Raw genomic sequence first — 16,129 nt, 5'->3', positions numbered from 1 at the left:
ATTCCTCCCCGGCACGGGGAGGAATTATTTGTTACAGCGCCGGCTTCCAGTCCCAGCCGAGCGGATCGCCGTCCATCACCTCGATCCCCGCCGCGACCAGATCGTCGCGGATCCGGTCGGAGCGCTGGAAGTCCTTCACCACCCGCGCTTCCTTGCGCTCGACCAGCAGGTCGCTGATCGCTTCGGGCGTGATCGTCGCGCCCTTGGGCTGCACGCGCAGTTCCTCGCGGGTCAGCTCGGCGAGCCGCAGGCCCAGCACCTTGTCGAACTCGGCGAGCGCGGCCAGCCGGTCCGCCGGCGACGTCCGCTTGTCGGCCAGCATCTCGTCGAGCACCGGCAGCGCCTTGGGGGTGTTGAGATCGTCCGACACCGCGGCGTCGAGCTTCTCCAGCCACGCCGCCGGCGCAGTGCCTTCGCCCTCGGCGCGGGCGCGGAGCGCGGTCACCGTCATCACCAGCCGCTTCAGCCGGGTGAGCGCCGCCGCGAGGTTCTCGGCCGAGAATTCCAGCTCGCTGCGATACTGCGCCTGCAGGCAGAGCAGGCGATAGGCGAGGGGGTGCACGCCCGCGTCGATCAGCGACTGGAGCGTGGTGAACCCGCCCTTGGACTTGGACATCTTGCCCTGGCGGTCGACCAGGAAGTTGTTGTGCATCCAGAAATGCGCGCCGGTATCGCCGCAGCCGCAATAGGCCTGGTTCTGCGCGATCTCGTTGGGGTGGTGGATCTCGCGATGGTCGATGCCGCCGGTGTGGATGTCGAACGGGGCGCCCAGATACTGGATGCTCATCACCGAGCATTCGAGATGCCAGCCCGGCGCGCCCTTGCCCCAGGGCGAATCCCATTCCATCTGGCGCTGCTCGCCCGGCGGCGACTTGCGCCAGATCGCGAAGTCCTGCGGGTGGCGCTTGCCGTCGACGGGATCGATCCGGCTCTCGGCTGCGTCATCGGCAGCGCCGGCCAGGCGGCCATAGTCGGGCACGGTCGTCACGTCGAAATACAGGCCCGAGTCGAGCTCGTAGCAATGCTCGGGCGCGATCTTCTCGGCGAAGGCGATCATCTGCTGGATGTGATCGGTCGCCACCGACCATTTGCTGGGTTCGGTGATGTTGAGGTCGGCGATGTTCTGCTTGAACGCGGCGGTATAGTGCGCCGCGATGTCCCAGATGCTCATCGCCTGGGCGCGCGCGGCCGCTTCCATCTTGTCGTCGCCGGCATCGGCGTCCGAGGTCAGGTGGCCGACATCGGTGATGTTGATGATGTGGGTGAGCGGATAGCCCTTCCAGCGCAGCACCCGGCTCAGCGTGTCGGTGAACACATAGGCGCGCAAGTTTCCGAGATGGGCGTAGTTGTAGACCGTCGGGCCGCACGAATAGACGCGCACGCCCTTGGCGGGGTCGAGCGGCTGGAACGGCTCGAGCGAACGGGACAGCGAGTTGTAGAGCGTCAGCGGAGCGTCATGCATGGCGTGCGCATAGCGAACAAAGTCGCCGCGACAAACCCGGCTTAGTCGGCGAGCGCGACAGACTCGGCGATGGCCGCGTTGACCATCGCGCTCCAGATGCGCGCGGGATCGTCGCCGGCGGCGCGGCCGGCCGCGATCATCGTAGCGGTCGGCTCGCGCAACGTGCGGAGCACCGCCAGCGCGCGATCGGTCTCGCGCGGCCAGATCGTGTCGACGATCTCGCTCACCGGCCGGCCGAGCTCGCCCGCGCCCTCGGCATTGGGGCTCAGCATCTCGGCGGCGATGACGCGGGCGATTCGCTCGATCGGCGAGGTGTTGGAAACGCTGGTCATGGCTCAGGCCGCCAGCGGCGGATGGGCGGGGCGGGCGTGGAGCGCGCTGCCGCCGACCGCGCCGTGGTGGAGCGGCAGGGCGGTGCCGCAAAAGGCGCACTCGGCCGTCATCCGACCGACCATCCAGTGCGACTGGCCGCAGCTGGGGCAGGGATTGGTCTCGTGCGGGCGGTAGGCCATGCGATAGCCGGTCAGCGCGCGGCGGATGCCGAAATCGTACATGCGGAAGGTTCCCTCCAATAGGCCGAAAGAACGTTTCCCAGGTGTCATGGTTCCGCGCGCCTGTGGAGCGTGGGCCGTCCCGATCCGGGCCAATGGATTAGCTGAACATGACCTAACCAGCGCATTCAGGATGCGAACAGCGTGTTTGTGCGAATCAGGCTTCAGACGGCGGCACAGGCTGCCGCCGCGAGGAGATACGAGATGAAGAAGTTTCTGGTCGGCGCCACCATGGCTGCCACGCTGATGACCGGTTCGATCGCCGCGACCCCGGCGGCCGCTCAGGACTGGGGCTATCGCGACGGCTACAACCATTATGACCGCGACTATCGCGACGGCTACCGCGATGCACGGGACTATCGTGACTACCGCGACTATCGCGACGATCGTCCCCGCTACGCCTATCGCGGCCGCAACTATCGCCGCTGCAGCGACGGCACCGCCGGCACCATCCTCGGCGCGATCGCCGGTGGCCTGCTGGGCGGCGAGATCGGCCGCGGCAGCTCCTATCGCCGCAGCGGCACCGGCATGATCATCGGTGCGGGCGCCGGCGCGCTGGCCGGCCGCGCGGTCGACGGTGGCGACTGCCGCAACGGCCGCTGATCCCGGCCGACAAGAACGAAAGGGCGTCCGCTGCACGGGGCAGCGGGCGCCCTTTGCGTATGTGGAAGATGGAGAAGGGCGCGCCTGGCGCCGGTGGAGGCCCGAGCCGGAATCGAACCGGCATATACGGATTTGCAGTCCGCTGCGTCACCATTCCGCCATCGGGCCATCCGGAGGTGAGGCGCGGCAAATGCCCTCGGGGCGGGGGTGATGTCAACAGAGTTTCAAAATAACGTCGCACTCGCTTGGCGAGCCCGGCACTCCGCGATAGAAGCCTCGGGACAGCAACAAGTGTATTGCACAACTAATACGGTTGTGCGACAAGCGGAGTGATGATGGCCCTTATGGTCGACCCTGCGCCCCTCGAAGCGCCCCGTTTCGAAGCGATGCGCCACGCCATGGTGGCGAGCCAGCTGCGTACCAACGCAGTGAACGATCCTCGCGTGGTGACGGCGATGTCGCAAGTCCCGCGCGAAGTGTTCCTGCCGCCGGAGCAGCGCGCGCTCGCCTATCGCGACACGCTGCTGCCGCTCGGCAATGGCCGCCGCCACGATTCGCCGCTGGCGACGGGCCGGCTGCTGACCGAGGCGGAGCTGCAGTCCAGCGATCATGTCCTGCTGGTCGGCGCCGCCGGTGGCTATGCCGCGGCGCTGCTTTCGCCGCTGGTCGCGTCGGTCGTCGCGCTCGAGGAAGAGCCGGCGCTGGTCGCGATCGCACGCGGCGGGCTGGCCGGTGCGGCCAATGTCGAGCTGGTCCAGGGCCCGCTCAACGCCGGCTGGGCCGCTCGCGGGCCGTACGACCTGATCGTGATCGACGGTGCCGTCGAGGAACTGCCGCAGGCGATCGTCGACCAGGTCAAGGTCGGCGGCCGCATCGTGACGGGCGTGATCGACCGCGGCGTGACGCGGCTGGCGCTCGGTCGCCGTACCGAGGGGGGCTTCGGTCTGGCGGATTTCCTGGACATCGAAGTGGCGACGCTGCCGGGCTTTGAAAAACCGAGAAAATTTACCTTTTAACCTTAAAAGCGGGGCTCATGCGACTGAACATTTTGCTCATTGGTGTGAGCCTCGTTTCCCTCGGGGCGCCGGCGTTCGCCCAGACCGCGCCCAGCGGCCGCAAGGACGTGCCCGCGCCCGGCGCCAAGACCGCGGCGCCGACGACGACGCTGCAGGACGCGCTGGCCCAGGCCTATGCGACCAACCCGGACATTCAGACCCAGCGCGCCAACCAGCGCGCCAATGACGAGAATGTGCCGATCGCGCGCTCGCAGGGGCTGCCCGGCCTCAACGCCACCGGCAGTGCCAATGACAGCCTGTACAACACCAATGCCACCGCGCTGACGCCGTCGCGCCAGGCGCAGCTGGGCATCAACCTGTCGCAGCCCATCTATAGCGGCGGCAGCATCCGCAATTCGGTGCGCGCTGCCGAGGTGCGGGTGAATGCCGGCCGCGCCAACCTGCGCGGGGCCGAGGCGGACATCTTCACCCAGACGGTGACCGCCTATCTCAACGTCATCCGCGACGAATCGATCGTCCGCCTCAACCAGGAAAACGTCCACGTCCTGGAGGTGAACCTCCAGGCGACCCGCGACCGCTTCCAGGTCGGCGATCTTACCCGCACCGACGTCGCCCAGTCCGAAGCACGTCTGGCGCTCGCCCAAGCCCAGCTGCGCAGCGCCGAGGCACAGCTGATCGGCAGCCGCGAGACCTATATCCAGGTCGTCGGCACGCCGCCGGGCGTGCTCGCGCCGCCGCCGCCGCTGCCCAATCTGCCGGAGGACGTGCAGACCGCCGAGCAGGTGGCGCTCGCCAACAACCCGTTCCTCGAAGCCGCGCAGCTCGCCCGCGATGCGTCGCGCTACGATACCCGCGTGGCAAAGGCGGGGCGGCTGCCGCAGGTGAGCATCGGCGCCGGCGGCACCTATCTCAACTATCTCGGCTCGGTCGGCGATATCGGCCGGCGCGCGGGGCTGACCCCCACCGCCACCACCGCGACCGTCGGCCTGCAGGTCTCCCTTCCGCTGTTCCAGGGCGGCCGTCCGGCGGCACAGGTCCGCCAGGCGCAGGCGCGCGAGGGCGCCGCGATCGAGACGGTGACGCTCACCGAACGCGGCGTGATCGCGCAGGCGCGCTCGGCCTATGCCAGCTATCAGGCGGCGCTCCGCGTGATCGAATCGTCGCGCACCGCGGTGCAGGCAAACCAGCTCAGCCTCGAGGGCGTGCGCGCGGAAAACAGCGTCGGCACGCGTACTATCCTTGACATCCTCAACGCCGAGCAGGAACTACTCAACTCGCAGGTGCAATATGTCACCGCCGAGCGCGACGCCTATGTCGCCGGGTTCAGCCTGCTCGCCGCGATGGGGCGCGCCCAGGCCAAGGACCTGAATTTCGACAGCCGGCTGCTCTACGATCCGGCGGTGAACTACACCCGCGTCCGCAACCGCATCAACGACTGGCGCGACGACAAGGCGCCGCAGCCGGTGGCGACCAGCACGCGCGCCACGCCCGCGCAGGGGGCGGAGGTGATCGGCGTGCCGCTCGACCCCACGCTCCAGCGTTCGGTTGACAGCGACCGGCCAAATCCCTGATTGAGGGGGTTCGTACTCGAACGCCAGGATGGACGCGATGGGGACTGCCAGCAGCGAGCCGTCGATGGAGGAGATCCTCGCATCGATCAAACGGATCATCGCCGATGACGAACCCGGCGCGTTCGCTCGCGGCCGCCCGCTGCGCGCGGTGCCCGAAGCCGCGGTCGAGGACGCGCCCGAGGAAGCCTTGGCCGAGCCCCCGCACGAGGACGTGCTGGAGCTGCACGAGCCGATCGCGGAAGCGCCTGCGCTTGAGCCTCAGCCTGCGGTAGCCCCGGTCGACCCGATCCTCTCCGACCGCGTCGCCGAGGCCAGCCGCGAGAAGCTCGAGGCGCTGTCGCGGCTGATCGTCAAGCCGCAGGTGCCGGGGTCGGACACGCTGGAGGGCTTGGTCCGCGAGATGCTCAAGCCGATGCTCCGCGACTGGCTGGACCAGAACCTGCCCCAGCTCGTCGAGCAGATCGTCGCGCGCGAGATCGCCCGGATCACCGGCACCCGCTGAACCGCAAATCCTGCGATTGTATCGGGCGTTACCTTCCGGCTATCGTCGCCGGCATGAAGCAGTTCCTCGTCGCGAGCGTCGCGCTCGCTGCCATCGCTGCGCCGGCTTCGGCGCGAGACCTCACCATCCAGGACGTTGTCGGCCTCTCCCGTGTGGGGGCGCCTGCGGTGTCGCCCGACGGCCATTGGCTCGTCTGGCAGCAGCGCGAGACCGATCTGGCCGCCAACAAGGGCCGCTATGATCTGTGGCGGCTCGACCTGACCGCCAAGGGTGCCAAGCCCGAGAAGCTGGTCGCCGAGCCGCTGGTCAACGAGACCGCGCCCCAGATTTCCGCCGACAGCAAGACCGTGTGGTTCCAGTCCGACAAGGGCGGCGAGGATGCGGTCTGGTCGGTTGCGATCACGGGCGGCACGCCCACCCAGCTGACCCATATCCAGGGCGGCTTCAGCGGCTTCAAGGTCTCGCCGGACGGCGCGAAGCTGCTCGTCTGGGCCGATCGCAAGCCGGGCGCGCCGACCGTCACCCCGGCGATGGAGAAGAAGGATCCCAATGCCGGCTCGGGACGCGTCTACCAGCAGTTGTTCGTGCGCCACTGGGACAGCTGGGCCGACGGCACCCGCTCGCAGCTGTTCGTGCTGCCCTTCGGCCCCCAGGGGGCGACCGGTGACGGCGTCGCGATCGAGGGCGGGCTGGTCGGCGACGCCCCCTCCAAGCCCTATGGCGGCGGCGAGGAAGTCGCTTGGAGCGCCGATGGGAAGACCATCTTTTTCGCGCTGCGCGAGGCGGGGCGGATCGAGTCGCTCTCGACCAATCTCGACATCTTCGCCGCGCCTGCGGATGGGTCGTCGGCGCCGGTGAACCTCACCAAGGGCAATGGCGGCATGGACAATCTGCCGACGCCGTCGCCCGACGGGAAGTGGCTCGCCTGGTTCGCCATGGCGCGCCCGGGCTATGAGGCCGATCGCCAGGTGCTGATGCTCCGCAACCTCGCCACCGGCGACGTGCGTGCGTTGACCGCCCATTGGGACCGCTCGGTCGCCTCGATCGCCTGGGGATCGGACTCCAAGACGATCTACGTCACCGCGCAGGACGTGCAGGAAGAGCCGGTCTTCGCCGTGTCGCTGGCGGGCAAGGTCGAGCGGCTGACCGAGAAGGGCAGCGTCTCCGCCGTGGTGCCGACCAAAGGCGGGCTCGTCTATGCGATGAACAGCCTCACCGCACCCGACGATTTCTACTGGCTCAAGGGCAAGAAGAGCACGCGGCTCACCGCGGTGAACGCCGAGAAGCTTGCCGGCATCGCGATGCCCGAGGTGACCCGCTACAGCTTCAACGGCGCCAATGGCGACACCGTCTGGGGCTATGTCGCCAAACCGGCGGGGCTGGCGACGGGCGCCAAGGCGCCGATCGCCTTCATCGTCCATGGCGGGCCGCAGGGCAGCATGGGCAATAGCTGGTCCTATCGTTGGAACCCGGCGGTGTTCGCCGGTGCCGGCTATGCGGTGGTCGCGGTCGATTTCCACGGCTCGACCGGCTACGGCCAGGCCTTCACCGATGCGATCCGCAACAATTGGGGCGGCGCGCCGCTCGAGGACCTCAAGAAGGGCCTGCGCGCCGCGACCGATCGCTTCAGTTTCCTCGACGGGGACAAGGCCTGCGCGCTCGGCGCCTCCTATGGCGGCTATATGATGAACTGGATCGAGGGCCAGTGGCCCGACCGCTTCAAGTGCATCGTCCAGCATGACGGCGTGTTCGACGCCCGCGCCATGGCGTACGAGACCGAGGAGCTGTGGTTCGACGAGTGGGAACATGGCGGCAAGGCCTATTTCGAGGACCCTGCGGCGTTCGAGCGCTGGAACCCGGTCAACCATGTCAGCGCGTGGAAGACCCCGCAGTTGGTGATCACCAGCGAGAAGGACTTCCGCATCCCCTATACCCAGGGGCTGGCCGCCTTCACCGCGCTCCAGCGCCGCGAGATCCCGTCCAAGCTGCTCGTCTTCCCGGACGAGAACCACTGGGTGCTCAAGCCCAAGAACTCGCTGCAATGGTATGGCGAGGTGCTCGGCTGGATGGACCAGTGGACCGGCAAGGCGGCGAAGTAACGGATGGGGGAGGGGGGCGCCGGCCGCCTCTCCCCGTTCGTCATTCCGGCGAAAGCCGGAATCCATTGGCGCCTCCGTTGCGGCCCTTGCCGAACTCGAGTGGCGTCTGGATCCCGGCTTCCGCCGGGATGACGGCCTGAAATTCTATCCAACTACCCGCACCGGGTCGCCGACGCGGATCAGTCCGGGTCGTGCCGGTGCCGAATACAGCCCGTAACAGGCTGAAAAGCGCTGGGCGACGGTGCGCAGGATCGTCGGGTCCTTGGCGCCGGTATCCGGGTCGATGGTGATCAGCACGCAGCGCTGGATCGGATCGGCGCATTGCACGATTGCGCCGTCCTCGCTCGGGTCCCCGAAGGCGAGGCGAAGGCCCTGCCATTGCTCGGGCAGCAGCTCGCTTTCGATCGTCACGTTGATGCGGAAGCGGCGCGGGTCGATCCGGCCGCCATGTGCGGCCTCCAGCGCGCGGTGGCCGGCGCTGGTCTGGAGCGAGACCGGCATGGAGTCGTAGACGCCGCGCGCCACCTGGATCAGCGACACCGGCTCGCGCGCCGCTTCCGCCAGGTGCGCATGCAGGCCAGCGTCATGGAGGGAGCGGCTGCCGCCGTCGGGCGTGTCGATTGCAATTGCGCTGGTCTTGGGAGCCGACGGATCGGCGAAGCGTGCCCGGTGGAGTACCATGCCCGGCACTTCGCGCGCGGTAAGCCACGGAAATCGCGTGCCATTTTGCGCGCGGACGAAGGCGTACTGACGGTCGCCCTCGATGCCCTGCCAGTCCAGCTCGGCGATCGGCAGCGCCTCGCCCGCCATGGACTTCACCGGAAAGCGGGCAAGGGCGGAAACATGGCCGACGATCAAGGTCACGGCACCGGAGCTAGCGCGCGTACCGCATGTGCGCAACCTTCGTGAAGTTCCCCTCTTGTTCTCACGGAACAAATGCGATACAAGCACTGCAACACGGTTGAACGCAGTGCGTAAACCCTCTAGCGACGGGGCTTCCCAATGGCAGCATCTCTCAAGGTGATCGACGGCAATATGGCCAATCCCACGGACAAGCAGAAGGCGCTCGACGCCGCCCTCGCGCAGATCGACCGCGCCTTCGGCAAGGGCTCGGCCATGCGGCTGGGCTCGAAGGAGACGATGCAGGTCGAGGCGATCTCCACGGGTTCGCTGGGGCTTGACATCGCGCTCGGCGTCGGCGGTCTGCCGCGCGGCCGCGTGATCGAAGTCTATGGTCCGGAAAGCTCGGGCAAGACGACGCTGGCGCTGCACGTGATCGCCGAGGCGCAGAAGAATGGCGGTGTGGCGGCGTTCGTCGACGCCGAGCACGCGCTCGACCCGGTTTATGCCAAGAAGCTGGGCGTCAATATCGACGAGCTGATCGTCTCGCAGCCCGATACCGGCGAGCAGGCGCTGGAAATCACCGACACTTTGGTCCGTTCGAACGCGATCGACGTGCTGGTGGTCGACTCGGTCGCCGCGCTGGTGCCGCGCGCCGAAATCGAGGGCGAGATGGGCGACAGCCATGTCGGCCTCCAGGCACGCCTCATGTCGCAGAGCCTGCGCAAGCTGACCGGCTCGATCAGCCGCTCGCGCTGCATGGTGATCTTCATCAACCAGCTGCGCATGAAGATCGGCGTGATGTACGGCAACCCGGAGACGACGACGGGCGGCAACGCGCTCAAGTTCTACGCCTCGGTCCGTCTCGACATCCGCCGCACCGGCCAGATCAAGGATCGCGACGAAATCATCGGCAACGCCACGCGCGTCAAGGTGGTGAAGAACAAGGTCGCGCCGCCGTTCAAGCAGGTCGAATTTGACATCATGTACGGCGAAGGCATCTCGAAGATCGGCGAGATCCTCGATCTCGGCGTCAAGGCGGGGCTGGTCGAGAAATCGGGCGCCTGGTTCAGCTATGACAGCATCCGCATCGGCCAGGGGCGCGAGAATTCGAAGAACTTCCTGCGCGAGAACCCCGAAGTCTGCAACCGGCTCGAAGCCGCGATCCGCGGCCGCACCGAGCAGGTCGCCGAGGGTCTGATGGCGGGTCCGGAGCCCGACGACGATATCTGATCGGGAGCCCTCGGCCGCGGTGGCGAGACCTGCGGGGACGTGCGATGCCGCGTCTTCTTCGGATCTCGCCGTCCGCCTTGCTGCTGCCCGGGCCTTGCTGCAATCGGCATGGCCCGCGGCGGTGGAGCGGGAAGCGGCGCGCGGGGCGGGGCGGACGTTCCTCTACGCCCCGCCAAATGGCGGCGCGGCGGTGCTGCGGCTGGTCGTCGATCCGCCCAACCTGCTGCTCCATTTCGCCGAAGGCGCGCGGTTGCCCGATCCGGCGGGGTTGCTGCAGGGCGGAGGACGGCGCGGGCGCTATGTCTGCCTGGGTGCAGTTGCCTCGGGCGACGAAGCGGCGCTGCGGGCGCTGATCGCCGTTGCGGCGGCTAGCGCCTCTGCCGCGTTCGAAATCGACATTGATCACAAACTTGGCGCAACTGCCTGACCCACGGCTCGTTGGAGCTTCGCACGCTTTGCGAGGACTTCCCCATGACCGATCATAATGTACGCAACGCTCCCGCCGGGGGCGAAACCCACCAGGTGACCGATGCCGATCACCCGGTGCTCACCACCAATCACGGCACGCCGATCAGCGACAACCAGAACCAGCTGAAGGCGGGCGCGCGCGGCCCCGTGCTGATCGAGGACGAAATCTTCCGCGAGAAGATGAACCACTTCGATCACGAGCGCATTCCCGAGCGCATCGTCCATGCCCGCGGTTCGGCGGCGCACGGCTATTTCGAAGTCACCGACAGCCTCGCCGACATAACCGTCGCCGACCTGTTCCAGAAGAAAGGCCAGCGCACCGAGGTGTTCGTCCGCTTCTCCACCGTCGCGGGTGGCGCGGGGTCGATCGATACCCCGCGCGACGTTCGCGGCTTCGCGGTCAAGTTCTACACCCGCGAAGGCAATTGGGATCTGGTCGGTAACAATATCCCGGTCTTCTTCATCCAGGACGCGATCAAGTTCCCGGACCTGATCCACGCCGCCAAGATGGAGGCAGATCGCGGCTATCCCCAGGCGGCGACCGCGCACGATACCTTCTGGGACTTTATCAGCCTGATGCCCGAATCGACGCACATGATCATGTGGGCGATGTCGGACCGCACGCTGCCGCGCAGCTTCGCGACGATGGAGGGTTTCGGGGTTCATACGTTCCGGTTCATCAATGCCGAGGGCAAGAGCACCTTCGTCAAGTTCCACTGGAAGCCGAAGGCCGGGCTCGCCTCGACGATCTGGGACGAGACGGTGAAGATCGCCGGCGCCGATCCCGATTTCCAGCGCCGCGACCTGTTCGAGCGGATCGACCGCGGCGATTATCCGGAATGGGAACTCGGCGTACAGCTGTTCGACGAGGACTTCGCCAACGCGCAGCCCTATGACGTGCTCGATGCGACCAAGCTGATCCCCGAGGAAGTGCTGCCGGTGCGGATCGTCGGCCGGATGGTGCTGGATCGCTATCCCGACAATTTCTTCGCCGAAACCGAGCAGGCGGCTTTCGTGCCCAGCCATGTCGTCCCCGGCATCGGCTTCAGCAACGATCCGCTTCTGCAGGGTCGGTTGTTCAGCTATACCGATACGCAGCTGTCGCGTCTGGGCTCGGTCAATTTCCACCAGCTGCCGATCAACGCCGCCAAGGGCCGCGCCGAGGCCGCAGGCTGCCCCTTCCTGAACCAGCAGCGCGACGGCCACATGCAGATGGCGGTGCCGAAGGGCCGCGCCAATTACGAGCCCAACAGCCTCGCCAAGGCCGGCGAGGAAGGTGGCGCGCGCGAGGATCCGGAGAAGGGCTACAAGACCTTCCCCTCGGAGGAACAGGGCCAGAAGCTCCGCATCCGCCCCGAAAGCTTCGCCGACCACTATAGCCAGGCGCGGCTGTTCTTCCGCTCGATGGATCCGGCCGAGCAGGCGCATATCGCCTCGGCGCTGGTGTTCGAGCTGTCCAAGGTCAGCCTCGAGCATATCCGCGTGCAGGTGATGGCCAATCTGCGCAACGTCGACGAGACGCTGGCCCAGCGCGTCGCGGACGGGCTGGCGATGGATCTGCCCGAGGCGGCACCGACCGCCGCGCCGGTGCTCGACATGGACCCGTCGCCTGCGCTCCGCATCATCCGGGGGCCCCGCGAACTCCACACGCTGGAAGGCAAGACCGTCGGCATCCTGATCGCCGACGGCACCGATGCGGGCGAGCTCGCGACGCTCAAGGATGCGATCAAGGCAGCCGGCGGCAACGCGATGACGATCGCCCCTAAGGTCGGCGCGGTGCCACTCTCCGACGGGTCGAAGATCGCAGCCGACGCCCAGCTGTTCGGCCAGCCGTCGGTGACGGTCGATGCGTGCGCGGTGATCCTGTCGGATCAAGCAGCCGCCAAGCTCGTCAAGGAAGGCGCGGCGGTCCAGTGGGTGATGGACGCGTTCGGTCACCTCAAGGCGATCGGCGCCAATGCCGCCGCGCAGCCGTTGCTCGATAAGGCCGGCGTGGAAGCAGACGAAGGCGTCACCGATCTCGCCGGCTTCGTCGAAGCGGCCAAGCAGCGCTATTGGGATCGCGAACCCAAGGTGCGCACGCTCGCCTGACCGGCGCCACTGCGGCTTGCGCGGCGCTTCGGCGTCGCGCAAGCTGCAGGCCTGTGCAGACAGCGGCGGCGAACGCCGCGCCAACCGGAGGGGCCGACTTGACGATCATCGTCCACCATCTCGAAAATTCCCGCTCGCAGCGCGTGCTGTGGCTGCTGGAGGAGCTCGCGCTTCCCTATCAGGTGAAGCGCTACGAGCGGAACAAGGCGACAATGCTCGCCCCGCCCGAGCTCAAGCAGGTGCACCCGCTCGGCAAGTCGCCGGTGATCGAGGATGGCGGCACGGTGGTCGCCGAAACCGGCGCGATCCTGCAATATCTGGTCGACAAGGCCGACGGAAAGCTAGGCGCCCCCGCGAACCGCGAGGATGCGCTCCGCTACCGCCATTTTCTCCACTATGCCGAGGGCTCGCTGATGCCGCCGCTGCTGGTGATGCTGGTGCTCGCCCGGGTGCCCTTCTTCGGCAAGATGGGCCTCAAGAAGTTCCGCCCGATGGCCGAGGTGCACTTTGACTACGTCGAAGACGAACTCGCGAAGCGCCCGTGGTTCGCCGGTGACACCTTCACCGTAGCGGACGTGATGATGAGCTTTCCCATCGAGGCGGCGGTCAATCGCGCCGGCATCCTCCACGGCCGCCCGCATATCGCGGCGTTTCTGGAGAAGATCCATGCCCGCCCGGCCTATCAGCGTGCGCTGAAGGCGGGCGGGCCCTATGCCTATGCGTGATGTGGCCGGGAGCGCTCAGCTCCCGGCATAATCCTCGAACTTGTCGACATCGTGCGGGCCACCGGCGGGAAGCGGCCGCACCGCCGGCTCTGCCTCGTCCGGCTCGTCGAGCTTGCCCTCCCAGCGCGCCACAACGGCCGCGGCCACGGCATTGCCGACGACGTTGGTGGCCGTGCGGCCCATGTCGAGGAAGTGATCCACCGCCAGGATCAGCAGCACCCCCGCTTCGGGAATGTTGAAATGCGCCAGCGTCCCGGTGATCACCACCAAGCTGGCGCGCGGCACCCCGGCGATGCCCTTGCTGGTGACCATCAGGATCAGCAGCATCTGGATCATCGTCGCCCAGTCGAGATGAATGCCGTAGGCCTGGGCGATGAAGATCGACGCGAAGGTCATGTACATCATCGAGCCGTCGAGGTTGAACGAATAGCCGAGCGGCAGCACGAAGCTGGCGATGCGCGGCGGCACGCCGAACCGGTCCAGCGCATCGAGCGTGCGCGGATAGGCCGCTTCCGACGACGCAGTCGAGAAGCCGAGCAGGATCGGATCGCGCAGATAGCGGAACAGCAGGCCGGTGCGCGGCCCGATCACCAGGAAGCAGGCGCCGAGCAGCACTGCCCACAGCGCGGCGAGACCGACATAGAAGCTGCCCATGAAGAAGGCGAGGTCGCCGACCACGCCCAGCCCCTTGGTGGCGAGCGTCCGCGCCACGGCGCAGAACACCGCGACCGGCGCGAACAGCATCACATAGCCGGTGACGGTCAGCATCACCGAGACCAGCGCCTCCAGCCCGCGCAGCAGCGGCTTGGCCTTGTCGCCCACCGCCGCCATGCCGACGCCGAAGAACAGCGAGAAGATCACCAGCTGGAGGATGTCGTTGCTCGCCATCGCCTCGATCGCGCTGGTCGGCACAATATGGGTGAAGAACTTGGCCGCATCGAAGGACGAGCGGTCGACCCCGCTAGAGGCGTTTGCCGGCGGGAGCGGCAGATGCAGGCCGGTGCCCGGCTGGAGCAGGTTGACCAGCAGCAGCCCGAGGGTGAGCGAGACGAGGCTCGCGCAGACGAACCAGAAGAACGCCTTCAGCCCCACGCGCCCGATCGCGCCGCCGCCGCCCATATGCGCGATGCCGACGACCAGCGTGGAGACGACCAGCGGCGCGATGATCATCTTGATGAGATGGAGGAACATCTGGGTGGGGATGTCGAGGCCATAGGCGATCGAGTCGAGCGTCGCCTTGCCCGCCGCGGTACCCCCATAGCCAAGGTTCAGCCCCCAGCCGATCAGCCCGCCCAGCAGCAGCGCCGCCAGGATGAACCAGGTTAGTCGTTTACCCACACATGCTCCCCGTAGAATCGTCGCGGGAGGGAAGGGGATTGTTGCGCCCGGGTCAAGCCCAGGGGCGCAGGACCGGTCTCACCGAGGCACTGTCCGGCGGGGCCGGGGAGGCGCATCGGGCGAGGATTCGGTCGCAAATCGCGGGTCGCACCAGGCGGGGCCGGGCACCACCGGCGGCCGCGGCGCTGCCGGCGGGAGCCCCAGCAGCAGCAAGAGCGGCACGATGGCAGCGATGCGTCTGATACCCATATCCTCGATCCCGGCGCGAAATCCTTGCCGTCCCGACCCGCTTCGTCCTACGCGAGCGACGATACAAGAGCGAGGGCGTGAGATGACGGCTTGGGCAACGACGCGACGGAACCTGATCGGGGGCATGGTAGCGCTGCCGTTGCTCGGGCTGCCGGCAATCGTCCGCGCGGCCGAGCCCGATCTTGCCCAGCTGCAGGACATGACCGGCAATGCCCGCCCGATCGGCCCCGAAGAGCGGCGCGCGCGGCTTGCCAAGGCACAAGCGCTGATGAAGGCGAACGGCATTGGGGCGGTGCTGATCGAGCCCGGTGCAAGCCTGGTCTATTTCACCGGAATCCGCTGGGGCCGCAGCGAGCGGCTCACCGCCGCCATCCTGCCGGCCGAGGGCGAGCCCTGCATCGTCACGCCGTTCTTCGAGGAACCGCGCACCCGCGAGACGCTTGCGATTTCGGCCGAGGTGCGCGTCTGGCAGGAGGACGAGGATCCGCTCAAGATCGTCGCCGGCTTTCTCAAGGATCGCAAGCTGGCGGGACTGCCGGTCGGGATCGAGGAGACGGTGCGCTTCTTCGCGATCGATGGGCTGCAGAAGAACGGACTGCGGGTCACCTCGGCCAACCCGGTCGTGCGTGGCTGCCGGATGATCAAGAGCCCGGCCGAGCTCGCGCTGATGCAGCTCGCAACCGATATCACCATTGCTGCCTATCGCTTTGTTTACGCACGCGTCGACAAGGGCATGCGCCAGCGCGATGTCTCCGCGCTGATGGATGCGGCGACGCGCAAGCTGGGCGGCGACCCCGAGTTCAGCATGGTGCTGGTCGGCGAGGGTGCCGCCTATCCGCACGGCACCAAGACGCCCTCGCCGGTAAGCGACGGCGCGATCGTGCTGATGGACTGCGGCTGCAACGTGATGGGCTACCAGTCCGACGTCTCGCGCACCTTCGTCCATGGCAGCGCGAGTGTCGGGCAGCGCAAGGTGTGGGACGCGGTGGCGAAGGGCCAGCAAATGGCGTTCGCCGCGGCGAAGCTCGGTGCGCCGGCCGGCAGTGTCGACGACGCGGTGCGGGGCTATTATGCCTCGCTCGGCTATGGGCCGGACTATAAGCTGCCGGGCCTGTCGCACCGCACCGGGCACGGCATCGGGCTCGACGGGCACGAGCCGGTCAACCTCGTCCGCGGCGAAAAGACGCCGCTGGCGCCGGGCATGTGCTTCTCGAACGAGCCCGGCATCTACATCCCCGGCAGCTTCGGGGTGCGGCTGGAGGATTGCTTTCACATGACCGAAGCGGGCCCGAAGTGGTTCTCGACCCCGCCGGTCTCGATCGACCAGCCGATGGGCTGATCCGCACCGGGCGCAGGCCTGGCCGATGCGAATGCGGAACGA

Annotated in this window: 15 protein-coding genes and 1 tRNA gene; 10 read left to right on the top strand and 6 right to left on the bottom strand. The window is 67.4% G+C overall.

The window, feature by feature from the left end:
• Positions 1–31: 31 nt before the first annotated feature.
• Genes cysS through CA234_RS16445 form a run of 3 tightly spaced genes read right to left on the bottom strand, consistent with a single transcriptional unit; the run spans position 32 to position 2,016 of the window.
• A complete protein-coding gene (cysS, locus tag CA234_RS16455; RefSeq protein WP_125973605.1) occupies positions 32–1,462 on the bottom strand; it encodes a cysteine--tRNA ligase in 1,431 nt (476 codons plus the stop codon).
• 41 nt (positions 1,463–1,503) lie between these two features.
• Entirely contained in the window at positions 1,504–1,794 is a 291-nt protein-coding gene (locus CA234_RS16450; protein ID WP_126002262.1) for a hypothetical protein, read from the bottom strand.
• A 3-nt stretch (positions 1,795–1,797) separates the two neighbouring features.
• On the bottom strand, positions 1,798–2,016 hold the full coding sequence (locus CA234_RS16445) for a hypothetical protein (protein WP_126002261.1): 219 nt from the start codon (positions 2,014–2,016) through the stop codon (positions 1,798–1,800).
• Between the two features lie 201 nt (positions 2,017–2,217).
• Between CA234_RS16445 and CA234_RS16440 the strand changes: the two genes are divergently transcribed.
• Positions 2,218–2,616, top strand: coding sequence for a glycine zipper 2TM domain-containing protein (locus CA234_RS16440; protein WP_125973611.1), 399 nt, complete (start codon positions 2,218–2,220; stop codon positions 2,614–2,616).
• A gap of 94 nt (positions 2,617–2,710) precedes the next feature.
• Here CA234_RS16440 and CA234_RS16435 read toward each other — a convergent pair.
• Positions 2,711–2,784 (bottom strand) — tRNA-Cys (locus CA234_RS16435).
• Between the two features lie 164 nt (positions 2,785–2,948).
• On the opposite strand from CA234_RS16435, the gene CA234_RS16430 reads away from it, so the two are divergent.
• From CA234_RS16430 to CA234_RS16415, 4 genes are read left to right on the top strand one after another with little or no spacing between them, the layout of a single operon-like run.
• Complete coding sequence (locus CA234_RS16430; protein WP_241213546.1) at positions 2,949–3,632, top strand: protein-L-isoaspartate O-methyltransferase; 684 nt, start codon at positions 2,949–2,951, stop codon at positions 3,630–3,632.
• 17 nt (positions 3,633–3,649) lie between these two features.
• The gene (locus tag CA234_RS16425) at positions 3,650–5,203 is read left to right on the top strand and encodes a TolC family outer membrane protein (RefSeq protein ID WP_126002260.1); all 1,554 of its coding nucleotides are present in this window, start codon (positions 3,650–3,652) and stop codon (positions 5,201–5,203) included.
• Between the two features lie 37 nt (positions 5,204–5,240).
• Entirely contained in the window at positions 5,241–5,705 is a 465-nt protein-coding gene (locus CA234_RS16420; RefSeq protein ID WP_206431222.1) for a DUF2497 domain-containing protein, read from the top strand.
• Between the two features lie 53 nt (positions 5,706–5,758).
• Positions 5,759–7,804 carry a S9 family peptidase gene (locus CA234_RS16415; protein ID WP_126002259.1) on the top strand — a complete coding sequence of 682 codons (2,046 nt, stop codon included), beginning with the start codon at positions 5,759–5,761 and terminating at the stop codon, positions 7,802–7,804.
• 144 nt (positions 7,805–7,948) lie between these two features.
• Here CA234_RS16415 and CA234_RS16410 read toward each other — a convergent pair whose 3' ends face one another.
• The gene (locus tag CA234_RS16410; RefSeq protein ID WP_126002258.1) at positions 7,949–8,668 is read right to left on the bottom strand and encodes an MOSC N-terminal beta barrel domain-containing protein; all 720 of its coding nucleotides are present in this window, start codon (positions 8,666–8,668) and stop codon (positions 7,949–7,951) included.
• A 138-nt stretch (positions 8,669–8,806) separates the two neighbouring features.
• Between CA234_RS16410 and recA the strand changes: the two genes are divergently transcribed.
• The 4 genes from recA to CA234_RS16390 all read left to right on the top strand — a co-directional run bounded on the left by recA (position 8,807) and on the right by CA234_RS16390 (position 13,161).
• Positions 8,807–9,877, top strand: a complete 1,071-nt coding sequence (gene recA, locus CA234_RS16405) for a recombinase RecA (RefSeq protein WP_064312673.1) — start codon at positions 8,807–8,809, stop codon at positions 9,875–9,877.
• Positions 9,878–9,971: 94 nt separating this feature from the next.
• Positions 9,972–10,304, top strand: coding sequence for a hypothetical protein (locus tag CA234_RS16400; protein ID WP_241213545.1), 333 nt, complete (start codon positions 9,972–9,974; stop codon positions 10,302–10,304).
• A 44-nt stretch (positions 10,305–10,348) separates the two neighbouring features.
• Positions 10,349–12,436, top strand: coding sequence for a catalase (locus CA234_RS16395; RefSeq protein WP_126002256.1), 2,088 nt, complete (start codon positions 10,349–10,351; stop codon positions 12,434–12,436).
• Between the two features lie 98 nt (positions 12,437–12,534).
• Positions 12,535–13,161, top strand: a complete 627-nt coding sequence (locus CA234_RS16390; protein WP_126002255.1) for a glutathione S-transferase — start codon at positions 12,535–12,537, stop codon at positions 13,159–13,161.
• Positions 13,162–13,176: 15 nt separating this feature from the next.
• Here CA234_RS16390 and CA234_RS16385 read toward each other — a convergent pair whose 3' ends face one another.
• Complete coding sequence (locus CA234_RS16385) at positions 13,177–14,499, bottom strand: dicarboxylate/amino acid:cation symporter (protein ID WP_126002254.1); 1,323 nt, start codon at positions 14,497–14,499, stop codon at positions 13,177–13,179.
• Between the two features lie 373 nt (positions 14,500–14,872).
• Here CA234_RS16385 and CA234_RS16380 point away from each other — a divergent pair, with 373 nt between their 5' ends.
• The gene (locus tag CA234_RS16380; RefSeq protein ID WP_126002281.1) at positions 14,873–16,087 is read left to right on the top strand and encodes a Xaa-Pro peptidase family protein; all 1,215 of its coding nucleotides are present in this window, start codon (positions 14,873–14,875) and stop codon (positions 16,085–16,087) included.
• Positions 16,088–16,129: the final 42 nt, after the last annotated feature.

The organism is Sphingomonas sp. ABOLE (assembly GCF_003950455.1).
Taxonomy (GTDB): domain Bacteria; phylum Pseudomonadota; class Alphaproteobacteria; order Sphingomonadales; family Sphingomonadaceae; genus Sphingomonas; species Sphingomonas trueperi.
The sequence above is the reverse complement of the archived record's forward strand: the minus strand, read 5'-3'. Positions and strand labels throughout refer to the sequence as shown.